19 protein-coding genes are annotated in these 19,618 nt (G+C 62.7%); 9 read left to right on the forward strand and 10 right to left on the reverse strand.

All coding sequences use genetic code 11. The features are described 5' to 3' along the window. Window positions 1–43: 43 nt before the first annotated feature. The 3 genes from rsmG to mnmE form a co-directional block, all read right to left on the reverse strand. Window positions 44–676 (reverse strand): 16S rRNA (guanine(527)-N(7))-methyltransferase RsmG, encoded by a 633-nt coding sequence (rsmG, locus tag X735_RS140690; RefSeq protein WP_031213658.1) that lies wholly within the window; start codon window positions 674–676, stop codon window positions 44–46. Continuing rightward, window positions 673–2,553: a tRNA uridine-5-carboxymethylaminomethyl(34) synthesis enzyme MnmG gene (mnmG, locus tag X735_RS140685; protein ID WP_023813407.1), complete on the reverse strand. Its 1,881-nt coding sequence runs from the start codon at window positions 2,551–2,553 to the stop codon at window positions 673–675. Before mnmG ends, rsmG begins: the two co-directional genes overlap by 4 nt. Before the next feature lie 420 nt (window positions 2,554–2,973). Then, window positions 2,974–4,305, reverse strand: coding sequence for a tRNA uridine-5-carboxymethylaminomethyl(34) synthesis GTPase MnmE (gene mnmE / locus X735_RS140680; RefSeq protein WP_023813408.1), 1,332 nt, complete (start codon window positions 4,303–4,305; stop codon window positions 2,974–2,976). Window positions 4,306–4,367: 62 nt separating this feature from the next. Between mnmE and X735_RS140675 the strand changes: the two genes are divergently transcribed. After that, the gene (locus X735_RS140675; RefSeq protein WP_032909446.1) at window positions 4,368–6,386 is read left to right on the forward strand and encodes a thioredoxin domain-containing protein; all 2,019 of its coding nucleotides are present in this window, start codon (window positions 4,368–4,370) and stop codon (window positions 6,384–6,386) included. A gap of 1 nt (window position 6,387) precedes the next feature. On the opposite strand, the gene X735_RS140670 is transcribed toward X735_RS140675, so the two are convergent. The 4 genes from X735_RS140670 to hemE form a co-directional block, all read right to left on the reverse strand. Next, window positions 6,388–7,308, reverse strand: a complete 921-nt coding sequence (locus X735_RS140670; protein ID WP_031213659.1) for an EamA family transporter — start codon at window positions 7,306–7,308, stop codon at window positions 6,388–6,390. Between the two features lie 172 nt (window positions 7,309–7,480). After that, window positions 7,481–8,746, reverse strand: coding sequence for a transcription termination factor Rho (gene rho / locus X735_RS140665; RefSeq protein ID WP_013528732.1), 1,266 nt, complete (start codon window positions 8,744–8,746; stop codon window positions 7,481–7,483). A gap of 229 nt (window positions 8,747–8,975) precedes the next feature. Then, on the reverse strand, window positions 8,976–9,512 hold the full coding sequence (gene hemJ, locus X735_RS140660; RefSeq protein WP_023813412.1) for a protoporphyrinogen oxidase HemJ: 537 nt from the start codon (window positions 9,510–9,512) through the stop codon (window positions 8,976–8,978). Further along, the gene (gene hemE / locus X735_RS140655) at window positions 9,512–10,543 is read right to left on the reverse strand and encodes a uroporphyrinogen decarboxylase (protein ID WP_023813413.1); all 1,032 of its coding nucleotides are present in this window, start codon (window positions 10,541–10,543) and stop codon (window positions 9,512–9,514) included. The genes hemJ and hemE overlap by 1 nt, the downstream gene beginning before the upstream one ends. Before the next feature lie 404 nt (window positions 10,544–10,947). Between hemE and X735_RS140650 the strand changes: the two genes are divergently transcribed. From X735_RS140650 to dnaQ, 5 genes are all read left to right on the forward strand, one after another. Next, entirely contained in the window at window positions 10,948–11,769 is an 822-nt protein-coding gene (locus X735_RS140650) for a pyruvate, water dikinase regulatory protein (protein WP_023813414.1), read from the forward strand. Window positions 11,770–12,151: 382 nt separating this feature from the next. Further along, entirely contained in the window at window positions 12,152–12,751 is a 600-nt protein-coding gene (locus X735_RS140645) for a Maf-like protein (RefSeq protein ID WP_023813415.1), read from the forward strand. After that, window positions 12,744–13,586, forward strand: a complete 843-nt coding sequence (locus X735_RS140640; protein WP_023813416.1) for a shikimate dehydrogenase — start codon at window positions 12,744–12,746, stop codon at window positions 13,584–13,586. Before X735_RS140645 ends, X735_RS140640 begins: the two co-directional genes overlap by 8 nt. Further along, window positions 13,583–14,182, forward strand: a complete 600-nt coding sequence (gene coaE / locus X735_RS140635) for a dephospho-CoA kinase (RefSeq protein WP_023813417.1) — start codon at window positions 13,583–13,585, stop codon at window positions 14,180–14,182. Before X735_RS140640 ends, coaE begins: the two co-directional genes overlap by 4 nt. 296 nt (window positions 14,183–14,478) lie before the next feature. Next, the gene (dnaQ, locus tag X735_RS140630; protein ID WP_023813418.1) at window positions 14,479–15,183 is read left to right on the forward strand and encodes a DNA polymerase III subunit epsilon; all 705 of its coding nucleotides are present in this window, start codon (window positions 14,479–14,481) and stop codon (window positions 15,181–15,183) included. Between the two features lie 164 nt (window positions 15,184–15,347). On the opposite strand, the gene X735_RS140625 is transcribed toward dnaQ, so the two are convergent. From X735_RS140625 to X735_RS140615, 3 genes are all read right to left on the reverse strand, one after another. Continuing rightward, window positions 15,348–15,635 carry a GIY-YIG nuclease family protein gene (locus X735_RS140625; RefSeq protein WP_023813419.1) on the reverse strand — a complete coding sequence of 96 codons (288 nt, stop codon included), beginning with the start codon at window positions 15,633–15,635 and terminating at the stop codon, window positions 15,348–15,350. Window positions 15,636–15,881: 246 nt separating this feature from the next. Further along, window positions 15,882–16,379: a protein-export chaperone SecB gene (gene secB / locus X735_RS140620; RefSeq protein ID WP_023813420.1), complete on the reverse strand. Its 498-nt coding sequence runs from the start codon at window positions 16,377–16,379 to the stop codon at window positions 15,882–15,884. Window positions 16,380–16,508: 129 nt separating this feature from the next. Beyond that, window positions 16,509–17,009, reverse strand: a complete 501-nt coding sequence (locus X735_RS140615) for an FxsA family protein (protein WP_023813421.1) — start codon at window positions 17,007–17,009, stop codon at window positions 16,509–16,511. A 217-nt stretch (window positions 17,010–17,226) separates the two neighbouring features. On the opposite strand from X735_RS140615, the gene X735_RS140610 reads away from it, so the two are divergent. Genes X735_RS140610 through X735_RS140600 form a run of 3 tightly spaced genes read left to right on the forward strand, consistent with a single transcriptional unit; the run spans window position 17,227 to window position 19,602 of the window. Further along, window positions 17,227–17,934 (forward strand): Tim44/TimA family putative adaptor protein, encoded by a 708-nt coding sequence (locus tag X735_RS140610; protein ID WP_023813422.1) that lies wholly within the window; start codon window positions 17,227–17,229, stop codon window positions 17,932–17,934. A 25-nt stretch (window positions 17,935–17,959) separates the two neighbouring features. After that, entirely contained in the window at window positions 17,960–19,078 is a 1,119-nt protein-coding gene (locus X735_RS140605; protein WP_023813423.1) for a murein transglycosylase A, read from the forward strand. Continuing rightward, on the forward strand, window positions 19,075–19,602 hold the full coding sequence (locus tag X735_RS140600; RefSeq protein ID WP_023813424.1) for a Smr/MutS family protein: 528 nt from the start codon (window positions 19,075–19,077) through the stop codon (window positions 19,600–19,602). Before X735_RS140605 ends, X735_RS140600 begins: the two co-directional genes overlap by 4 nt. Window positions 19,603–19,618: the final 16 nt, after the last annotated feature.

A 19,618-nucleotide genomic window follows, 5' to 3' on the forward strand; every position in this document is an offset into this window, starting at 1 on the left:
GAAGTTCATTTTGGGATCGCCAAAGCGTCTGACACGTCGCGGATCAGACAGGTCGCAGGTTGGACAGTTCAAGGATGACCCCATGCGGGTCGGTCACACTTGGATGTTCTACCAGATCGAAGGACCATCGGTGAACGCTTTCTTCCACTTCGGCGCGGTAATCCCGGCCTTTGTGGAACAGGCCGCGCGCGCCTGACGTCAGCCATGGCGCCGACAGGTCCAGCAAGGTCGAAAGCGAGGCCAAAGCCCGCGCCGTGACAACTTGCGGTGTCGAAACAAGCGCATGGCTGTCATCGATGCGGCGCGCCACGACTCGCGCCGGCAGCCTGAACTGCCCGACGACGGTCTGCAGGAAGGACGCCTTTTTGCGATTGCTTTCAACCAGGTCGATGCTGGCGCCGTCGCGCTCGGCAAGCAGGAAAGCCATGACAAGGCCCGGAAATCCGCCGCCCGAGCCGAGATCCACCCAGCGCGTGGCAACCGGTTCTATGCGTCCGAGTTGGGCGCTGTCCAGGATATGGCGCTGCCAGACATCGCCCGACGTCGATTGCGCCACCAGATTGATGCTGCGATTCCATTTCTGGAACATCTGCTCGAAGGCCACCAGCCGATCGAATGTTTCACGTGAAACCGGGCCTGCCGCGTCCTGCAGGCTCTCTAGGGAAATAGAACTCACGCAACTTCCTTTTGTGGGCGCTGGGTGCTTTCCGCGTGACGGACATGCGCGACGATGATCGCCAGCGCCGCCGGCGTCATGCCTTCCATGCGCTGGGCATCAGCGATGGAGCGCGGCCGCCGCGCCTGCATCTTCTGCTTCAGCTCGTTCGACAGACCCGGCACTCCGGCGAAATCGACCGTCTCGGGGATAAGCCGGCTCTCCTCATGCCGGATTTGCGCCACGTCAGTTTTCTGACGATCCAGATAGACAGAATACTTCGCTTCCGTCTCGAGGCGCTCCGCCGTCTTGCCGTCGATCGCCGCAAAGCGCGGATCGACGCCGGCCAGCCAAGCGACATCGACGTCAGGATAGGACAGCAATTCATAGCCGGACCGGCGCACGCCATCCCGGTTGATGTCCAGCCCGTGTCGCGCCGCCTCGTTCGGCGTCAGGGCGAGCGACTTCGCCAAGTCCCGCGCCTCATCCAGGCTTTGCATGACCTGCCCGTAGCGTTGCATGCGCTGTGCCGAAGCGATGCCCAGCTTCGCAGCCAGAGGCGTCAGTCGTTCATCCGCATTGTCGGCACGCAGCGACAGCCGGAATTCGGCCCGAGAGGTGAACATCCGGTAGGGTTCGCTGATGCCGCGGCTGGTCAGGTCGTCGACCATCACCCCAATATAGGCTTCGGTGCGGCTGAGCACGATCTGCTCGCTCCCCGCCGCCCGCCGCGCCGCATTGAGGCCTGCGAGCAAGCCTTGCCCGGCTGCTTCCTCATAGCCGGTCGTGCCGTTGATCTGCCCGGCGAGGAAAAGACCACTGATGCGCTTCGTCTCCAGCGTCTGATGCAGTTCGCGCGGATCGACGTGATCATACTCGATGGCATAGCCGGGCTGCAGCATGGTTGCGCGCTCCAGCCCTGGGATGGTTTTCAATATATCGAGCTGTACGTCTTCGGGCAGCGAGGTCGAAATACCATTGGGATAAACGGTATCATCGTCCAGCCCTTCCGGCTCCAGAAAGATCTGGTGCCCGTCCCTGTCGCCGAACTTGACGATCTTGTCCTCGATCGACGGGCAGTAGCGCGGTCCGACACCTTCGATCGAGCCGGAATACATGGCGGAGCGGCCGAGATTGGCGCGGATCAGCTCATGCGTGGCCGTCATCGTGCGGGTGATGCCGCACTCGATCTGCGGCGTGGTGATGCGGTCGGTCATCAGCGAGAACGGCACAGGATTCTCATCCGCCGCCTGGCTTTCCAGCGACGCCCAGTCGATGGTCCGGCCGTCGAGCCGCGGCGGCGTGCCGGTCTTCAGCCGACCGAGCTTGAAGCCGGCGCGGTCCATCGTCGCCGACAGACCAAGACTGGCCTGTTCGTTCATGCGGCCGGCAACAATCTTCTTCTCGCCGATATGGATAAGTCCGCGCAGGAAAGTTCCGGTCGTCAAAACGACAGCGCCACAGGCAAGCCGCCTTCCATCGGCCAAGAGAACGGCCACGATCTGCCCATCGTCGATTTCGAAGTCCAGAACCTCGCCTTCGACCACGTCGAGATCTTTCTGCTGCCGAATCGCTTCCTGCATGGCGAGGCGATAGAGCTTTCGGTCGGCCTGCGTGCGCGGCCCGCGTACTGCTGGGCCCTTGCGGCGGTTGAGCAGGCGGAACTGGATACCGGCAGCATCCGCCACCCGCCCCATCAAGCCGTCCATGGCATCGATCTCGCGAACCAGGTGACCCTTGCCGAGCCCGCCGATCGCCGGATTGCACGACATGACCCCGATCGTGTCGAAACGCAGCGTCACCAAAGCGGTCTTCGCACCGGCGCGCGCTGCAGCGCTGGCCGCCTCGCACCCGGCGTGGCCACCGCCCACCACAACCACATCATAGTGATTGGTCATTTCCAAACGTCCTAGACTCAAATGAATCAGGGACACATGTCCCCGTGAGGCTTTGCTGTCAAGAAAACTCCGCGGGTCGTTTCACGTGAAACAACCTTGCGGGCTGTCAGCTCCATGTTTCACGTGAGTCACCAAGGCTGCCTGACGCGTTTCACGTGAGTCACACAGGCAGCGCAGCGCGGTGGCCCAGACGAAGCCTCCCCGCCTTCGTCATCCACGGGCGGAGCGTCCGCGAATCGGCGTCGCGGAGACCCGAGGATCCATGCCGTGACCTTGGCCAAAGGGTACAGCGGAGCAGAATTCTGCATCGTGGCCGCTGCTTTGATGTCGCGGCATGGATCCTCGGGTCTGCGCTGCGTCGCTGCGCTCCTTGCTTCGCCCGTGGATGACGAAGCGATACACCGCACTGTTTCACGTGAGTCATTTCCCAATACAGAACTGTGAGAAAATCACATCCAGCATCTCCTCGACGTCGATGGCGCCGACAATACGGCCCAGGCGATCCGCGGCAAGCCGCAACTCTTCGGCGCGCAATTCCTGCCCGACAGTCTGGCCGTCGGTTGCACGAAGCAGGTGCCTATTCGCTGCGCCAAGCAATTCGACGTGGCGCAGGCGCGATGGCAAAACATCACCGACGCTGCCGGCTGCTTCGGCAGCTCGCCGGCCGATTTCCGCCAGCAGTCTCTCCACGCCCGTCCCGTTTTTTACCGAAATGACAAGGTTGTAGTCTTCCATCGCCCCGCTCGCCGCGCGGTCTTCCAGCAGATCGCGCTTGGTGCCAACGCGCAAGGTCGGCGCCGCGGTCGGCAATGAACGAATATCCCCAGGATTCGTAACATCCTGCAGCAACAGCAAGAGATCGGCGCCATGCGCCTTGGCCCTCGCCTTCTCGATGCCGATCGCCTCGACCTTCCCCGGCGCATCGCGCAGCCCGGCCGTATCGGTAAGCCGGACCCGCAGCCCCTGGAGATCAAGTGTCACTTCAAGCAGATCCCGCGTCGTGCCGGGTTCATCCGTTACTATAGCCGCATCCCGCCGGGCCAGGGCATTGAACAGACTCGACTTACCGGCGTTGGGCGCGCCAAGGATCACGACCTCGAAGCCGTCGCGAATGATCTCGGCGGCGCGAAACCCGGCGATGTGGCGATCGATCTCGCCGATCATCGTCCTGACATCGGACCAGACCGTATCCGAAACGGAACCGGGGACATCGTCCTCATCGGCGAAATCGATTTCCGCCTCGATCATGGCGCGGGCATGGATCAGTCTGCGGCGCCAGCCGAGATAGAGTTCGCTCTGAACGCCTTCGGCATTTTGAACGGCAAAACGCCGCTGCGCCTCGGTCTCGGCGTTGACGAGATCCGCCAGTGCCTCGGTCTCGACAAGGTCGACCTTGCCGTTGAGAAAGGCCCGGCGCGTGAATTCGCCGGGTTCCGCGTGCCTGACGCCGTCAAGGCCTGCGATCGTCTCCAGCATTTTTGCCACAACGGCACGACCGCCGTGAACATGGAATTCCGCAACGTCCTCGCCGGTGAAACTGGCCGGACCGCGAAAGAAAACGACCAGGCCGGTGTCGAGCACGGTCCCGTCGGGTGCCCTGAATCGGCGCAGAACTGCCGAGCGGTCCTTAACCATGCCGCCGGCAATCGTTTCGACCACGAATCGAGTCTGCGGGCCGGAAATGCGGATGACGCCAACCCCGGCCGGAAGCCGGCCGCTCGACAGCGCTACGATGGAACCGCCTGAAATCATTTGCCCGCTCTACCGAACCGCCCTAGCTTTACGCCTATCCGACCCATCCGAGTTTGCCCATCGTGACGTTGCCCGCGCAAAACCTGCTCGCTGAAGAAGCAAGCCCCTATCTGCAGCAGCACAGCGGCAATCCCGTGCACTGGCGCGCCTGGTCGCCGGCTTCGCTCGAGGAGGCGAAGGCGCTGGACAGGCCGATCCTGCTCTCGGTCGGCTATGCCGCCTGCCACTGGTGCCACGTCATGGCGCATGAAAGCTTCGAGAACGATGGTGTCGCCGCCGTCATGAACCGTCTGTTCGTCAATATCAAGGTCGACCGCGAGGAGCGTCCCGACATCGACCAGATCTATATGGCTGCACTCTCCGCCATGGGCGAGCAAGGCGGCTGGCCGCTGACCATGTTCCTGACGCCGGACGGCAAGCCGTTCTGGGGCGGCACCTATTTTCCGCGCGAGCCACGCTATGGCCGCCCCGGTTTCATCCAGGTGATGGAGGCGGTGGACAAGGCCTGGCGCGAGAAGCGGGCGAGCCTCAACCAGAGTGCCGACGGCCTGACCTTACATGTCGAGGCGCGGCTTGCCGGCTCGCATGCGAAAACAGGGCTCGATCGCGGCACGCTGGCTGAGCTTGCCAAGGGCATAGACGGCATGATCGACCGCGATCTCGGCGGCTTAAGCGGCGCGCCGAAATTCCCCAATGCGCCGTTCATGCAAACGCTGTGGCTGTCCTGGCTGCGCGACGGCAACGCCAGCCACCGCGACGACGTCCTACTCAGTCTTGAGCAGATGGTGAGCGGCGGCATCTACGACCATATCGGCGGCGGGCTCAGCCGTTACTCGACCGACGCCGAATGGCTGGTGCCGCATTTCGAAAAGATGCTTTACGACAATGCCCAGCTGATCCGCTTCTGCAACTGGGCCTATGCCGCAAGCGGCAACGAGTTGTTCCGGGTCCGAATCGAAGAGACGATCGACTGGCTGCTGCGCGAAATGCGCGTCGACGGCGGCGCATTTGCCGCCAGTCTCGACGCCGACAGCGACGGCGAGGAAGGGCTGTTCTACACTTGGAGCAAAGACGAGGTCGAGGCCGCACTCGGTGACGATTCCGCCTTGTTTGTCAATCACTTCACGCTCTCCAGCCCGCATGGCTGGGAAGGCAAGCCGGTTGTTCACCAAACCCTGTCCCAGCAATCGCAATATGTGATCGATCGCGAAGAGATCAGCCCGCTCAAGGGGAAACTCCTTGCAGTCCGGGAAGAGCGGGTCAGGCCCGGCCTTGACGCAAAGACCCTCACCGATTGGAACGGCCAGATGATCGCGGCGATTGCAGAAGCCGGCCGGTCGCTGGCGCGGCCTGACTGGATCGATGCGGCGGCAAAAGCCTTTGCCCATATCCGCGCTGCCAGCCGCGACGGCCGCTTGCCGCATTCGATGCTCGGCGCCAGAAAACTGTTTCCTGCTTTGTCCAGCGACTATGCCGCCATGACCAACGCAGCCATCTCGCTGTTCGAGGCCACTGGGGATTGGAGCTATGTCGACCAGGCCGGCCAGTTTGTCGAGCAGCTCGACCATTGGCACGCCGATACCGAAAAGGCAGGTTATTACCTGACTGCCTCGGACAGCACCGACGTGCCGATCCGCATCCGCGGCGATGTCGACGAGGCCATTCCGTCCGCCACCGGCCAAATCATCGAAGCACTGGTCCGGCTCGCCTCCGTCACCGGCGATCTCGAGCTGCACGAGAAAGCCTGGGAGGTCGCCGAACATGCCGCCGGCCGTGCCGCAAACCAAGCCTATGGCCAGGCCGGCATCGTCAACGCCTGCGCGCTGGCGATCGAGCCGCTCAAACTGGTCATCGTCGATACGCTGGGCGATCCAAAGCTCGTTCCGGTTGCGAATCAAAACCCGGATCCAAGGCGGGTGGACATCATCGTGCCGATCGGTACGGATACGAATCGACCCTTGCTACCCGGCGGGATGCTGCCGCCGACCGATAAAGCGGGCGCCTGGCTCTGCACCGGCCAGGTTTGTCTTCCCGCCGTCACGGATCCCGAAGAGCTGGAACGCCTTCTCAACCACCAATAGGTCAGGCGCCTTGCGCCGGCTCGGAGAACGCCTCGGTCGAAGAACCAGCCGGCCGGCGCTTGAACAGCAAATCCTTGGCGGCGATCACCGCACCGATGGTGATCAGCACGCAGGCGAGCGCCACCGACCAGTGAAACACACCAAAGCCTGCCAGCAACAGCACGATGACCGACAACAGCGGCGCGGCGTAGGACAGGGCGCCAAGGATCATGATGTCACCGTGCTTGCAGCCAAAATCCCAGGCGTAGAAGCCGGCTCCCAGAGGAATCGTGCCCAGAATGACGATAGCCGTCCACTGCGTCGGCGTCTGCGGCCAGACCGTGGTCTCAAGCATCAGGTGCAGCGAGAAAGCGACCGCCGCCGTGATGAAGCAATAACCGGCCACGACATCCGTCGGCACCTGGCCGAAGCGGCGTGACAGGACGGAATAGCCAGCCCAGATGAAGGCGCAGAAGAGCGCGATGACATGGCCCTTCATCACCCCATTGGCTAGGCCGACATTGCCGCCCTTGGTGATCACCACGATGGCGCCGGCAAGCCCTAGAACGACGCCGACGATGTGATGAACCCGGAGCCTTTCGCCAGGCAGGAAGGCGGCGAAAACAACGATCAGCAGTGGCCAGAGATAGGCGATCAAGCTGACCTCGACCGGCGGCGCCGACTGGATCGCGAAAAAATAGGCGCAGTGGTAGATGCACAGTCCCGCCGTGCCGACCGCCCAGACCGGCCATGGCTGCCGCAGCGACCGGATCGCGCCTGGGCGAAAGATCCAGCTGCCGGCGCCAACCAGCCCTCCAAGCAAGAAGGTCATGGCTGCCAGCTGAAACGGCGGGATCGAGCCCGCGGCGGTCGACAGCAGCGCCAGGAAAGACCAGGTCAGGATGGCCGAAAAGCCGATCAGGGTCGGGATTGTCTTCTTCACGTCGCTGCTTCCAGTTTGCAGACACGAGCTTTGCATGAACGCGAAATCGTCCGCCGCCGCATACAGCCGCCCGATATCGGGAAAGCGACTTGCCGCCGGACAATGAAAAACCCCATCCCGGTTTCGCGGAATGGGGCTTCAATACAGAGACCGGAAGATTTCGGCCTGACCTTTACGTGTTCATCGAATCGAAGAAATCCGCATTGGTCTTGGTCTGCTTCAGCTTGTCGATCAGGAACTCGATCGCGTCGGTGGTTCCCATCGGCGCCAGGATGCGGCGCAGCACAAAAATCTTCTGCAGATCCTGCTTGGAGACCAGCAGGTCCTCCTTGCGGGTGCCGGACTTCAAGATGTCCATGGCCGGATAGATGCGCTTGTCGGCCACCTTGCGGTCGAGCTGGATCTCGCAGTTGCCGGTGCCCTTGAACTCTTCGAAGATGACTTCGTCCATGCGGCTGCCGGTATCGATCAGCGCGGTGGCGATGATGGTCAGCGAGCCGCCTTCCTCGATGTTGCGGGCGGCGCCGAAGAAGCGCTTCGGCCGCTGCAGGGCGTTGGCGTCGACACCACCGGTCAGCACCTTGCCGGATGACGGCACGACGGTGTTGTAGGCGCGGCCGAGGCGGGTGATCGAATCGAGCAGGATGACGACATCGCGGCCATGTTCGACCAGGCGCTTGGCCTTTTCGATGACCATTTCGGCGACCTGCACGTGGCGCACCGCCGGCTCGTCGAAGGTCGAGGAGATCACCTCGCCCTTCACCGAGCGCTGCATGTCGGTCACTTCTTCCGGCCGCTCGTCGATCAGAAGCACGATCAGATAGCATTCCGGATGGTTGGCGGTGATCGAGTGGGCGATGTTCTGCATCAGAACCGTCTTGCCGGTACGCGGCTGCGCGTTGATCAAAGCGCGCTGTCCCTTGCCGATCGGCGCGACGAGGTCGATCACGCGGGCCGAGATGTCCTTGGTGGTCACATTCTCGATTTCCATCTTCAGCCGCTTGGTCGGATAGAGCGGCGTCAGATTGTCGAAGTGGATCTTGTGACGGATCTTCTCGGGATCGTCGAAATTGATGGTGTTGACCTTGAGCAGCGCGAAATAGCGCTCGCCCTCTTTCGGGCTGCGGATCGGCCCTTCGACCGTATCGCCGGTCTTCAGCGAAAAGCGCCGGATCTGCGACGGCGAAATATAGATGTCGTCGGGACCTGGCAGATAATTGGCGTTGGCGGAGCGCAGGAAGCCGAAACCGTCCTGCAGCACCTCGACCACGCCATCACCGATGATCTCGATCTCCTGGGCGGCCAGCTTCTTCAGGATCGCAAACATCAGCTCCTGCTTGCGCATGACGCTGGCGTTTTCGACCTCGAGCGATTCGGCATAAGCGATCAGCTCTGGCGGTTTCTTGTTCTTGAACTCGGCGAGTTTCATTTCTTGCATAGACGGACCTTGAATAGATGGAGTCTGGGTAAGCTTTGGGAAAATATCGGCGGGATGCGACAAATGCCGGGCGCGGCCGAAAACAACGAGGGGCGGCGCATGACGGGAAGGAAGACCCGTCTTTTATCGTCGGTCGGGTGAAAGAGCAAGCTGCGTTTTGCGTGGCCTATGAAGGCTTAAAACGCATCAATGCCTGTCGCTGGCTCCTGGCCGTTTTGATCGACATGCATCAGAACGGCTTGACCACCACCAGGATGACGATTGCGATCATCAGCAATGTGGGGATCTCGTTGACCATTCGCCAGTGCCTGGCCGGTTTTTCATTGCGGTCCTCGGCGAATTTGCGCACCGCGCCCGAGAGATAGCCATGCATGGCCGACAGCAAAAGCACCGCTCCGATCTTGGCGTGCAGCCAGCCGCCGTGGAAACCAAAACCCTTCCAGGCGAGCCACAGGCCGAACACCCAGGTGACGATCATCGCCGGGTTGATGATGCCCCGCAGCAGGCGCCGCTCCATCACCTTGAAGGTTTCCGACTGCACCGAGCCCTTCTCGGCATCGGCGTGATAGACCAGCAGCCGCGGCAGATAGAGCATGCCCGCCATCCATGAGATGACGGCGAGGATATGGATCGCCTTGGCCCAGGGATAGAAACTGTCGGGTGCCGCGAAATACAAAAGCGCGGTGAAAACGACCAGTACGGCGATACCTGATATCATGCGCATCATCGCCTGGCCGGTGCTGTTCGTGTTGTTCATCTGAGCCATCAGCGTGTCGCGCTCCGCACCTGTTTCACCATCGCCTCGACATGGGCGATCGGCGTCTCCGGCGTGATGCCGTGGCCGAGGTTGAAGATCAGCGGCCCGTCTCCCAGCGCTCCCAGGATCGCCTCGACGCCATCCGACAGCGCCTTGCCGCCAGCCACGAGCCGCAAGGGATCGAGATTGCCCTGAACCGCACCTGAGCGCTGCAATTCCTTCGCCGCGACCAAGGGCACCGTCCAGTCGATCCCCAGCGCCGTTACGCCGGTCTTTTGCCGATAGGTCCGGTAGCGCGAACCGGCGCCCTTGGGAAAACCGATGATCGGAACATCGGGATGAACCGCCCGCACCCGGCCAACGATCTCGGCCATTGGCTGAACGCAGAACAGGTCGAAAGTTTCATCGTCCAGCACGCCGGACCAGGAATCGAAAATCTGCACCACATCCGCACCCGCCTCGATCTGGCGGATGAGATAGGCGGCCGAATGTTCGGCAAGCACCTTCAGCAGTCGTTGAAACGCCACCGGCTCGCGATAGGCAAAAAGCCGCGCCGGCGCCTGGTCGGGTGTGCCATGGCCGGCGATCATGTAGGTCGCCACCGTCCACGGCGCGCCGCAGAAGCCTATCAGGGTTGTCTCTTCGGGGAGTTTGGCCCGCAACCGGCGAACCGTCTCGTAGACCGGTTCGAGATTCACGTGAAACACCTTGCCTTCCAGAGCCAAGATCTCCGGCGCGGTGATCGGCGTCAGCAGCGGCCCTCTGCCCTCTTCGAAGCGCACGTCACGGCCAAGCGCATGCGGAACGACAAGGATATCGGAAAACAGGATCGAGGCATCGAAACCAAAACGCTCGATCGGCTGCAAGGTCACTTCGACCGCAAGGTCAGGATCGTAGCAGAGGTCCAGGAACGAGCCTGCTCGCCTGCGTGTCTCCCGATACTCCGGCAGATAGCGCCCAGCCTGACGCATCATCCAGAGCGGAGGCGGAAAATGGGCCTTGCCCTTCAGGACATCCAGCATGATCCGGTTCTGGGGCATCGGGCGCTCGCTTCTCCCAGCCTCTTCTATAATCAAAGATTCTTATATCTAAGATTCTTCTGATTCTAAGAGTCTGTTGGTTCTGGTGGTTGTCACCTGTCCCGCTTTGCCCCGGAAAACACCAGCCAACATATTGTCGCGTGCTTCTTTTTCCCAGATGTAGGGTTCTGGGGATAGCTCCGAATCGATCAATCGAGTCAAAGTGTTAGGCACAGCGATGAAAGGCAGGTCCTGTGGACGGACCGTAGTCGAAAAAAGCCGTCCCCAAACTTGTCCCCAGTCGCCCGACGAAGCTGACAGCGCATCGAATTGTGGACAAACTGCCATCTGATACAGTCGCCTCCGACAGGCCCGTCTTTTCATCCCGCTTTATCCACAGAAGCCCACAGCCCCAGGTGACCCCTGTGAACAAACCCCAGAGCTTCTTCCACCTGCACCTGATTTCCGACGCGACCGGCGAAACGCTGCTCGCCGCCGGCCGGGCGGCCTCGGCGCAGTACAAGGACGCGCGCGCCATCGAGCATATCTATCCGCTTATCCGCACCGAAAAGCAGGTGGCGAAGGTGTTCGAGGACATCGAGGAGGAACCGGGCATCATCCTCTATACGGTCGTCGACCAGAAGCTGGCGCGCGGCATCGACGAGCGCTGCGCGGCCATGGGTCTGCCCTGCGTGTCGGTGCTGGAGCCGGTGCTGACCGTGTTCCAGTCCTATCTAGGCACCCCGGCCGGTCGCCGCGTCGGCGCCCAGCATGTCCTCGACGCCGAATATTTCCGCCGCATCGACGCGCTCAATTTCACCATGGACCATGATGACGGCCAGTTGCCGCTCAATATGGACGATGCCGATGTGGTGCTGATCGGCATTTCTCGCACGTCGAAGACGCCGACCAGCATCTATCTCGCCAACCGCGGCATCAAGACCGCCAACATCCCGATCGTGCTTGGCGTCCCGGTGCCGGAAAGCCTGGTTGCCGCCAGCAAGCCGCTGATCGTCGGGCTGATCGCCACCGCCGAGCGCATCTCGCATGTCCGGCAAAACCGCATCCTCGGCAACAGCAGCTCGTATGAGGCATCGGATTATGTCGACCGCGCGGCGATCAGCGAAGAGCTCGCCTATGCCCGCAAGATCTGCACGCGCCATGGCTGGCCGATGATCGACGTCAGCCGCCGCTCGATCGAGGAAACGGCGGCGGCGATCGTTGCCCTGCGCGGGAAGTCGAGATAAATGAGGCTAGCAGCCGGGTGAGGTTTTGCCCGGCTATTTCGACGCCGCGAAGTTCGAAGGTCACGGCATGGATCCTAGGGTCTGCGCCGCGTCGCTTCGCTCCTTGCTTCGCCCTAGGATGACGAAGGGAGGATTGTCTCGGCCAATTTCGAAGGTTTGCGATAGCCGCCAGCTGCTGTTCGACAGCGCAGATGCCAAACCCGACATCCGCGATTGGCCAAAAAAGCCATCACGCCTTCGTCATCCTAGGGCGGAGCAGGAGCGAAGCGACGTCGCGGAGACCCTAGGATCCATGCCGTGACGGTGGTCGAAGGTGCCAGCGGTTTTCTGTTGGAGCCAGAATCTCAACAACGGTTAGACAATTGATCAGGCGCTTAAAACCATGACCGAGAAACTCATCCTCGCTTCGGGCAGCCCGTTCCGCAAGGCGATGCTCGTCAATGCCGGCGTCGATGTCGAGGCGGTGCCGGCTGAAGTCGACGAGCGGGCGCTCGAGGGGCCTTTGCAGGATAGCGGCGTCTCGCCCGAGGACGTCGCCCTGGTGCTGGCCGAGGCCAAGGCCACCGACGTCAGCGAGCGCAGGCCGGGCGTTCTGGTGCTGGGCTGCGATCAGACGCTGTCCCTTGGCGACGAGGTGTTCCACAAGCCGGCCGATAGGGAAGGCGCACGCCGTCATCTCTTGGCTCTGTCGGGCAAGACCCATCAGCTCAACAGCGCCGCTGTTCTGGTCCGCGACGGCAGGGTTTTGTGGCGGCATGTCGGCATCGCCTCGATGACCATGCGCAAGCTCGACCCGGCCTTCATCGGCCGCCATCTCGCCCGCGTCGGCGCCAAGGCGCTGTCCAGCGTCGGCGCCTACCAGGTAGAAGGCGAAGGCATTCAATTGTTCGAGAAAATCGAAGGCGACCATTTCACGATTGTCGGCTTGCCGCTGTTGCCGCTGCTCGCCGAACTGCGTGACCTGGGAGCGATCGATGGCTGAGGTGTCAAAGAAGGCCTTCGTCACCGGCCATCCGGTCAAGCATTCGCGCTCGCCGAAGATCCATGGCCACTGGCTGGCCAAACATGGCATCGACGGGAGCTACCAGGCCATCGATGTCGCGCCGCAGGATTTTGGCGCGTTCGTGAACACGTTGCAGGCAAACGACTACCGCGGCGGCAACATCACCATCCCGCACAAGGAAGCCGCTTTCGCATTGGCCGAACGCCGCGACCAGGCGGCGCAAGAAATCGGCGCCGTCAACACGCTGTGGTTCGAGGATGGCGTCCTGTGGGGCGGCAACACCGACGGTCACGGCTTTGCCGCCAACCTCGACGATCATGCACCGGGCTGGGCAAGCAAGGGTCCGGCGGTGGTGCTCGGCGCCGGCGGCGCGTCGCGCGCCGTCATCCATGCGCTGAAGGAGCGCGGCGTGACCGACATCCGCATCGTCAACCGAACGCTCTCCCGGGCTATAGAACTGCGCGATCGTTTCGGCGCCGGTGTCTCGGCGCATGGCATGGCGGCTACGGATGAACTGCTCGGCGATGCCGGCCTGCTGGTCAACACCACCGCGCTCGGCATGCATGGCAATGAAGGCCTGCCGGCCGATCCCGCCCGGCTGCCCGACCATGCCATCGTCACCGACATCGTCTATGTGCCGCTGGAGACGCCGCTGCTCGCGGCAGCGCGCGCGCGAAAGCTGAAGACGGTCGACGGCCTCGGCATGCTGCTGCATCAGGCCGCGCCCGGCTTCGAGCGCTGGTTCGGCGTCAGGCCGCGAGTTACAGCTGAACTCCGCGCGCTCATCGTTGCCGATCTGGTGCCGAAACCATGATCGTGCTCGGCCTCACCGGATCGATCGGCATGGGCAAGTCGACCACGGCCAGGATGTTCGCTGACGCCGGCGTGCCGGTCCATGATTCCGACGAGACGGTGCATCGCCTCTATGCCGGCAAGGCGGCGCCCCTGGTCGAAGCCGCCTTTCCGGGCACCACATCTGCCGGGGTGGTCGACCGGACAAAACTTGGCGCGCGCGTGCTCGGCGACGCCGCCGGGCTGAAGCGGCTCGAGGCGATCATTCACCCGCTGGTGCGCGCCGACGCCGATGCCTTTCTGGCCAGGCATCGTGGATCAGGCGCGCCGATCGCCGTCCTCGATATTCCCCTGCTGTTCGAAACCGGCGGCCGCAACCGCGTCGACAAGGTCGTCGTCGTCACCGCATCGGCCGAGACCCAGCGTGAGCGTGTGCTGGCGCGGCCAGGCATGACCGAGGAAAAACTGGCGTCGATCCTGGCCAAGCAGGTGCCGGATGCGGAAAAGCGTCGTCAGGCCGATTTCGTGGTCGACACCGGCCAGGGGCTGGACGCCGCGCGGGATCAGGTGAATGCGATCATTGCGGAACTGATCGGGGTCGGCAAGCCGGGCCATTGACACTGGCTGCCGTCTGTCAACGTCAGCGCCGCCCCTCATCTGCCTGCCGGCATCTTCTCCCCGTATAGTGACGGGGAGAAGGAGCTGGCCGCGACCTCGGCTACTCTCTTGCAAACGCAGGAGATTGGCGAAATCCTTTGCGAAGGCGTCCTTCTCCCCGTCACTATACGGGGAGAAGTGCCCGGCAGGGCGATGAGGGGCAGCGCAAACCTGTAGTGATTGCCCTGATCAGCTTCGTTTCCCATTGCCATTTTGTTCCGGTCTCATGATTCTGCTCCTTTGGAGCGACTGATTCGATGCGTGAGATCATCTTCGACACGGAAACCACCGGCCTCGATTCGCGCGACGACCGCGTGATCGAGCTGGGCGGCGTCGAGCTGGTCAACCGCTTCCCGACCGGAAAGACCTTCCACCACTACATCAACCCGCAAGGGCGCGCGATCCATGCCGAGGCACAGGCGGTGCACGGCATCAGCGCGGCGGACCTCGCGGGCAAGCCGACCTTTGCCGAGATTGTGCAGGAATGGCTGGACTTCACCGACGGCGCCAAGCTGGTCGCCCACAACGCAACCTTCGACATCGGCTTCCTGAACGTTGAATTCGGCCGGCTCGGTCATCCCGTCATCGACAACGGCCTCGTCGTCGACACGCTGGCGCTGGCGCGCCGCAAGCACCCGATGGGCCCCAATTCGCTCGATGCGCTCTGCCGGCGTTACGGCATCGACAACACCAGGCGCACCAAGCACGGCGCCCTGCTCGATTCCGAATTGCTGGCCGAGGTCTATATCGAGCTGATCGGCGGCAAGCAGGCGGCCCTTATCCTCGACAGCGCCACCGCGCCGGCGCAAGGCGAAAATGTCCGCCAGATCGAGATCATCATCAGCCAGCGCCCGGCACCCCTGCGGCCCCGCCTCACCGAAGCCGAACGCGCCGCGCACGCCGGCATGGTCGGGACGTTGGGTGAGAAGGCGTTGTGGCTGAAGGTTGCTGCTGGCAGTTAGAGAAGCGATGGCGGCAAGGCTGGAAGGGCCGACCCTCAAGATTGGCAGCGGACCCGATAACTTCGTCATCCTAGGGCGAAGCAAGGAGCGAAGCGACGCGGCGCAGACCTAAGATCCATGCCGTGACGGTGATGATATGTTCCGGCGGTGCAAGAAACCGAGCGTTACCACCCCGTCCCGCGAAACAGCTCGAACCACTCTGGATTGGCCTTTTCGATCAATTCGATCTTCCATTGGCGCGGCCAGCGCTTCAGGGACTTCTCACGTTGGATCGCATCGGTGATGTCGAAAAACTCCTCGTACCAGACCAACCGCTGAACACCGTAGCGGCTGGTGAAATTAGAGCCTTGGCCCGACTTGTGCTCCGGCATGCGGCGACCGAGGTCGTTGGTGACACCGATATAGAGGGTGCCACCTTTCTGGCTCGCAGTCATGTAGACATAACCGGTCATGGTTTTAGCGTAGCGAGCACAGGCGCGGGGACAAGCGCCATTCTGATCCGTTGCATTCTAAGGCGAATGTCACGGCATGGATCCTAGGGTCTGCGCTGCGTCGCTACGCTCCTTGCTCCGCCCTAGGATGACGAAGACGCGAGGGGCCTTCAGCCAACCTCGAAGGGGCGCTGCCCCGCCAGCGTTCCAAACAGAAAACCCGGCACAAGGCCGGGTTCTCAGAAACAACAACGATGACAGCAGGCCTCAGCTCACCTTGACCTTGGACGCCTCGTCCTCGGCCAGCTTCTGCTGGAACATCTGGGCGAAGTCGATCGGGTCGAGCATCAGCGGCGGGAAGCCGCCATTGCGGGTTGCCTCGGCGATGATCTGCCGGGCGAACGGGAACAAAAGGCGCGGGCATTCGATGAACAGGATCGGCAGCATGTGCTCCTGCGGAAAGCCTGCGATGGCGAACACGCCGCCATAGACCAGCTCGACATTGAACAGCACTTCCTGGTCGAAGGACGCCTTGGCGTTCAGCGTCAGATTGACGTCGAACTGCTTGTCGGAGAGCGGGTTGGCGTTGACGTTGACGTTGATGGCGATGCCCGGCGCCTTGTCGCGGCCGCGCAGCGAATTCGGCGCGCCGGGGCTTTCGAACGACAGGTCCTTCACATATTGCGCCAGAACGTTGAGCGACGGCTGCGCCGCATTGCCGTTTCCGTTGGCTGCGCCGACCGGCGCGTCATCCTTGCTGGCCATAAGCCTTGTCCTCTTGCCTGGGCAGCGTCGCTGACCGAATTGAAATCGGGCGTTCGCTACCATGGCGGGGATGACAAGACAAGGTTTGCCGCCTTGCTTCTCGGCTGCGGATATAGATGGGACGGCGCCCTAATCGTCCTTCAGGCGGCGCCACGGCGAGTTGTGATCCGGGCCGCGCTTCAGATCGTCCTCGCGCGAATAGTCGCCGTCTTCGAGGTCGATGACCCTGTCGCGCTGGCGGCTGCGAAAACCGCCGGTCGAGAAATCGGTGGCGACGACAATACGGCCCTTGAACCGGTTCCAGGCAAAGTCGCGCAACGGCGGCAGGAACAGAAGCAGGCCGATGATGTCTGATATGAAGCCGGGGATGATCAGGAGGATCGCCGCAACCACGATCATGGCGCCGTGCGCAAGGTGGCGGCTTGGGTTCTGGCCGGCGGCCATCTCGGTGCGGATGCGGGCCATGACACCAAAGCCCTGGTACCGGAGCAAAAGCACGCCGGCGATGCTCGAGGCCAGCACGAGGCCGACCGTCGCCAGCGCGCCGACCTCACGGCCGACGATGACGAAACCGGCGATTTCCAGCAGCGGAAGCGCGAGGAGAAAGAAGGGAAGCAGCGAAATGCGCAAGTCTTGCCAACCTTTTTTCGATTGTTATGACGTTTCGATTGTTTTGGCCGCCAGTTGGCAATCGCCGCTGGCACTGAGGCTGTTAGATAGGTATGCCTGCCTTTGATTTGAATGATTGCGCCTTGCGTTCTATATGCTTTGAATGTTGAACGCTATGCGACCGTGGCCATTGGGCCTGACGGTCCGGCCACAGGGCAGGGATTGATTGGCGGAAGATATGGGATTCTTCGACTTCGGCACGATTTTCTTCCTGATTGCGGCGGTGGTCATCTTTTTCCAGCTGCGCAATGTGCTGGGCCGCCGCACCGGCAGCGAACGGCCGCCCTTCGATCCCTATTCGGCGGCTCGCACCGGCGACAAGGATGCCGCCCAGAAATCAGAAAATGTCGTCTCGCTGCCGCGCAAGCGCCCGCCAGGCGAGCCGGCTCCCGACACCTATGCCGCGATCGACGCTTTCGCCAAGCCCGATACCGACCTCAACAAGGGCCTGCGCACGATCAAGGACAATGATCCGTCCTTCGAGCCGAAGGGTTTCGTCGACGGCGCCAAGATGGCTTACGAGATGATCGTCATGGCCTATGCCGACGGCGATCGCAAAACGCTGAAGAACCTGTTGTCGCGCGAGGTCTATGACGGTTTTGTCGCCGCCATCGGCGAGCGCGAGGCCAAGGCGGAAAAGATCCAGTCCTCCTTCGTCGGCATCGACAAGGCCGACATCGTCTCGGCCGAGATGAAGGGCGGCGAGGCGCATGTCACGCTGCGCATCATCAGCGAGCTGATTTCGGCGACCCGCGACAAGGCCGGCGCGGTCATCGACGGCGACCCGGAAACCGTCGCAGAGGTCAAGGATGTCTGGACCTTCGCCCGCGACACGCGCTCGCGCGACCCGAACTGGAAGCTCGTCGCCACCGAGGAAGAAGACTAGTTCGGAAACACGCGGCGAGGCTCCGGTGTCGCTATCGCCTCTTTTTGTCGAGAAAGCCTTCGGCGACCTGCCCGGCTGGGGAGATGACGACCATTCGGCGGCTTTCGCCGCCTTTCGCCGCTCGGCCTTCCATGTCCTGACCAAACCCTATCGCAGTGGTGCGCTCGGCATCGACTTCGACGCCTTTGCCGATGCCTACGCCAAGGCCCGGACCGTTTCGCCGGCGAATCAGTCGCCGACCCGCGGGGAAGCCCGCGCCTTCTTCGAGCGCCATTTCGTCCCGGCGCTTATCCCCGCCGAACATGCCGGCGCCGGGCTCGTCACTGGTTTCTATGAGCCGCAGGTCGAGGCGTCACCGGTGCGCACGGATCGGTTTTCGGTGCCGTTGCTGTCGCGCCCGGCCGATCTCGTCGATATCGACGAGAGCAACCGGCCGCCCGGCCTGGATCCCTACCTCGCTTTCGCGCGCCAGACGCCGAGCGGGCCGGTCGAGTATCCCGACCGTGGCGAGATCGAGCGTGGCGCGCTCGACGGCAAGGGTCTGGAAATCGCCTGGCTGGCCGACAAGGTCGATGCCTTCTTCATTCACGTGCAAGGTGCCGCACGCCTCGCCATGACCGACGGCCGGCTTGTCCGCGTCACCTATGCCGCCAAATCCGGCCAGCGCTTCACCGGATCCGGCAAGATCTTGAGCGAGCTTGGCGAGATCCCGCTGGAGAAGGTGACGATGCAGTCGATCCGCGCCTGGTTCAAGGCGCATCCGGGCCGCGTCGACGAGATCCTGCGGCAGAACCGCTCTTACATCTTCTTCCGCGAGGCCGATGTCGAGGACGCGGCCCTTGGCCCGATCGCCGCCGCCAAGGTGCCGCTGACGCCGGGCCGCTCGATCGCCGTCGACCGCCTGCTGCATACATTCGGCACGCCTTTTTACATCGACGCACCGACGCTGACTGCTTTCGACGCAGAACCGTTCCGCCGGCTGATGATCGCGCAGGACACCGGCTCGGCCATCACCGGGTCCGCGCGGGGCGACCTGTTCGCCGGTTCGGGCGATGCCGCGGGCGAGATCGCCGGCGTGGTCCGCAATGCCGCGGATTTTTATGCGCTGATCCCGCGCGCGCTCGTTGCAGGTGCGGTCCGATGACCCGGCGCCCGGACAAGCTCAGCGAGGACGACCGGGTTCTGTGGAACCTGGTGGCGCGCACGGCCAAGCCGCTGAAGGGCAAATTTGCCGTCGACATCCCTGAAATCCCTGCCGAGGTCAGGCCAAGTCAGCCGCAACCGGTTCAGCCCATGGCCAATCCCGGGGCAGCCAAACCAAAGACGCAGCATGTCGCGCATGCGCTCGACGAACCGACCTTGGACAAGCTGTCGAAGGGCCGGCTACCGATCGAGGGCCGCGTCGATCTGCACGGCCTGACCCAGGACGAGGCCTATTCGCTGCTGTTTTCATTCCTGCACCGGGCGCATGCCGGCGGCGTCCGCTATGTCCTGGTCATCACCGGCAAGGGCTCGTCCTCCGGCGGCGATGGCGTGTTGCGGCGCGCGGTACCAGCCTGGCTGTCGACGCCCGCCTTCCGGCCGCTGGTCTCCAGCCACGACCATGCCGCCCGCAATCATGGCGGTTCGGGTGCGCTCTATATCCGCCTGCGGCGGGCGCGCCTGTGAGGAGCTCTATCATGAG

It is taken from the genome of Mesorhizobium sp. L2C084A000 (assembly GCF_000502875.1).
GTDB lineage: Bacteria > Pseudomonadota > Alphaproteobacteria > Rhizobiales > Rhizobiaceae > Mesorhizobium.

What these genes read in the sequence shown, in the direction of transcription:
- secB (WP_023813420.1), bottom strand. Translation starts at nt 16,379, where the DNA reads ATGGCCAGCAAGGATGACGCGCCGGTCGGCGCAGCCAACGGAAACGGC.
- X735_RS140645 (WP_023813415.1), top strand. Translation starts at nt 12,152, where the DNA reads ATGACCGAGAAACTCATCCTCGCTTCGGGCAGCCCGTTCCGCAAGGCG.
- X735_RS140610 (WP_023813422.1), top strand. Translation starts at nt 17,227, where the DNA reads ATGGGATTCTTCGACTTCGGCACGATTTTCTTCCTGATTGCGGCGGTG.
- X735_RS140600 (WP_023813424.1), top strand. Translation starts at nt 19,075, where the DNA reads ATGACCCGGCGCCCGGACAAGCTCAGCGAGGACGACCGGGTTCTGTGG.
- X735_RS140640 (WP_023813416.1), top strand. Translation starts at nt 12,744, where the DNA reads ATGGCTGAGGTGTCAAAGAAGGCCTTCGTCACCGGCCATCCGGTCAAG.
- hemJ (WP_023813412.1), bottom strand. Translation starts at nt 9,512, where the DNA reads ATGGCTCAGATGAACAACACGAACAGCACCGGCCAGGCGATGATGCGC.
- hemE (WP_023813413.1), bottom strand. Translation starts at nt 10,543, where the DNA reads ATGCCCCAGAACCGGATCATGCTGGATGTCCTGAAGGGCAAGGCCCAT.
- coaE (WP_023813417.1), top strand. Translation starts at nt 13,583, where the DNA reads ATGATCGTGCTCGGCCTCACCGGATCGATCGGCATGGGCAAGTCGACC.
- mnmE (WP_023813408.1), bottom strand. Translation starts at nt 4,305, where the DNA reads ATGATTTCAGGCGGTTCCATCGTAGCGCTGTCGAGCGGCCGGCTTCCG.
- X735_RS140625 (WP_023813419.1), bottom strand. Translation starts at nt 15,635, where the DNA reads ATGACCGGTTATGTCTACATGACTGCGAGCCAGAAAGGTGGCACCCTC.
- rho (WP_013528732.1), bottom strand. Translation starts at nt 8,746, where the DNA reads ATGCAAGAAATGAAACTCGCCGAGTTCAAGAACAAGAAACCGCCAGAG.
- mnmG (WP_023813407.1), bottom strand. Translation starts at nt 2,553, where the DNA reads ATGACCAATCACTATGATGTGGTTGTGGTGGGCGGTGGCCACGCCGGG.
- dnaQ (WP_023813418.1), top strand. Translation starts at nt 14,479, where the DNA reads ATGCGTGAGATCATCTTCGACACGGAAACCACCGGCCTCGATTCGCGC.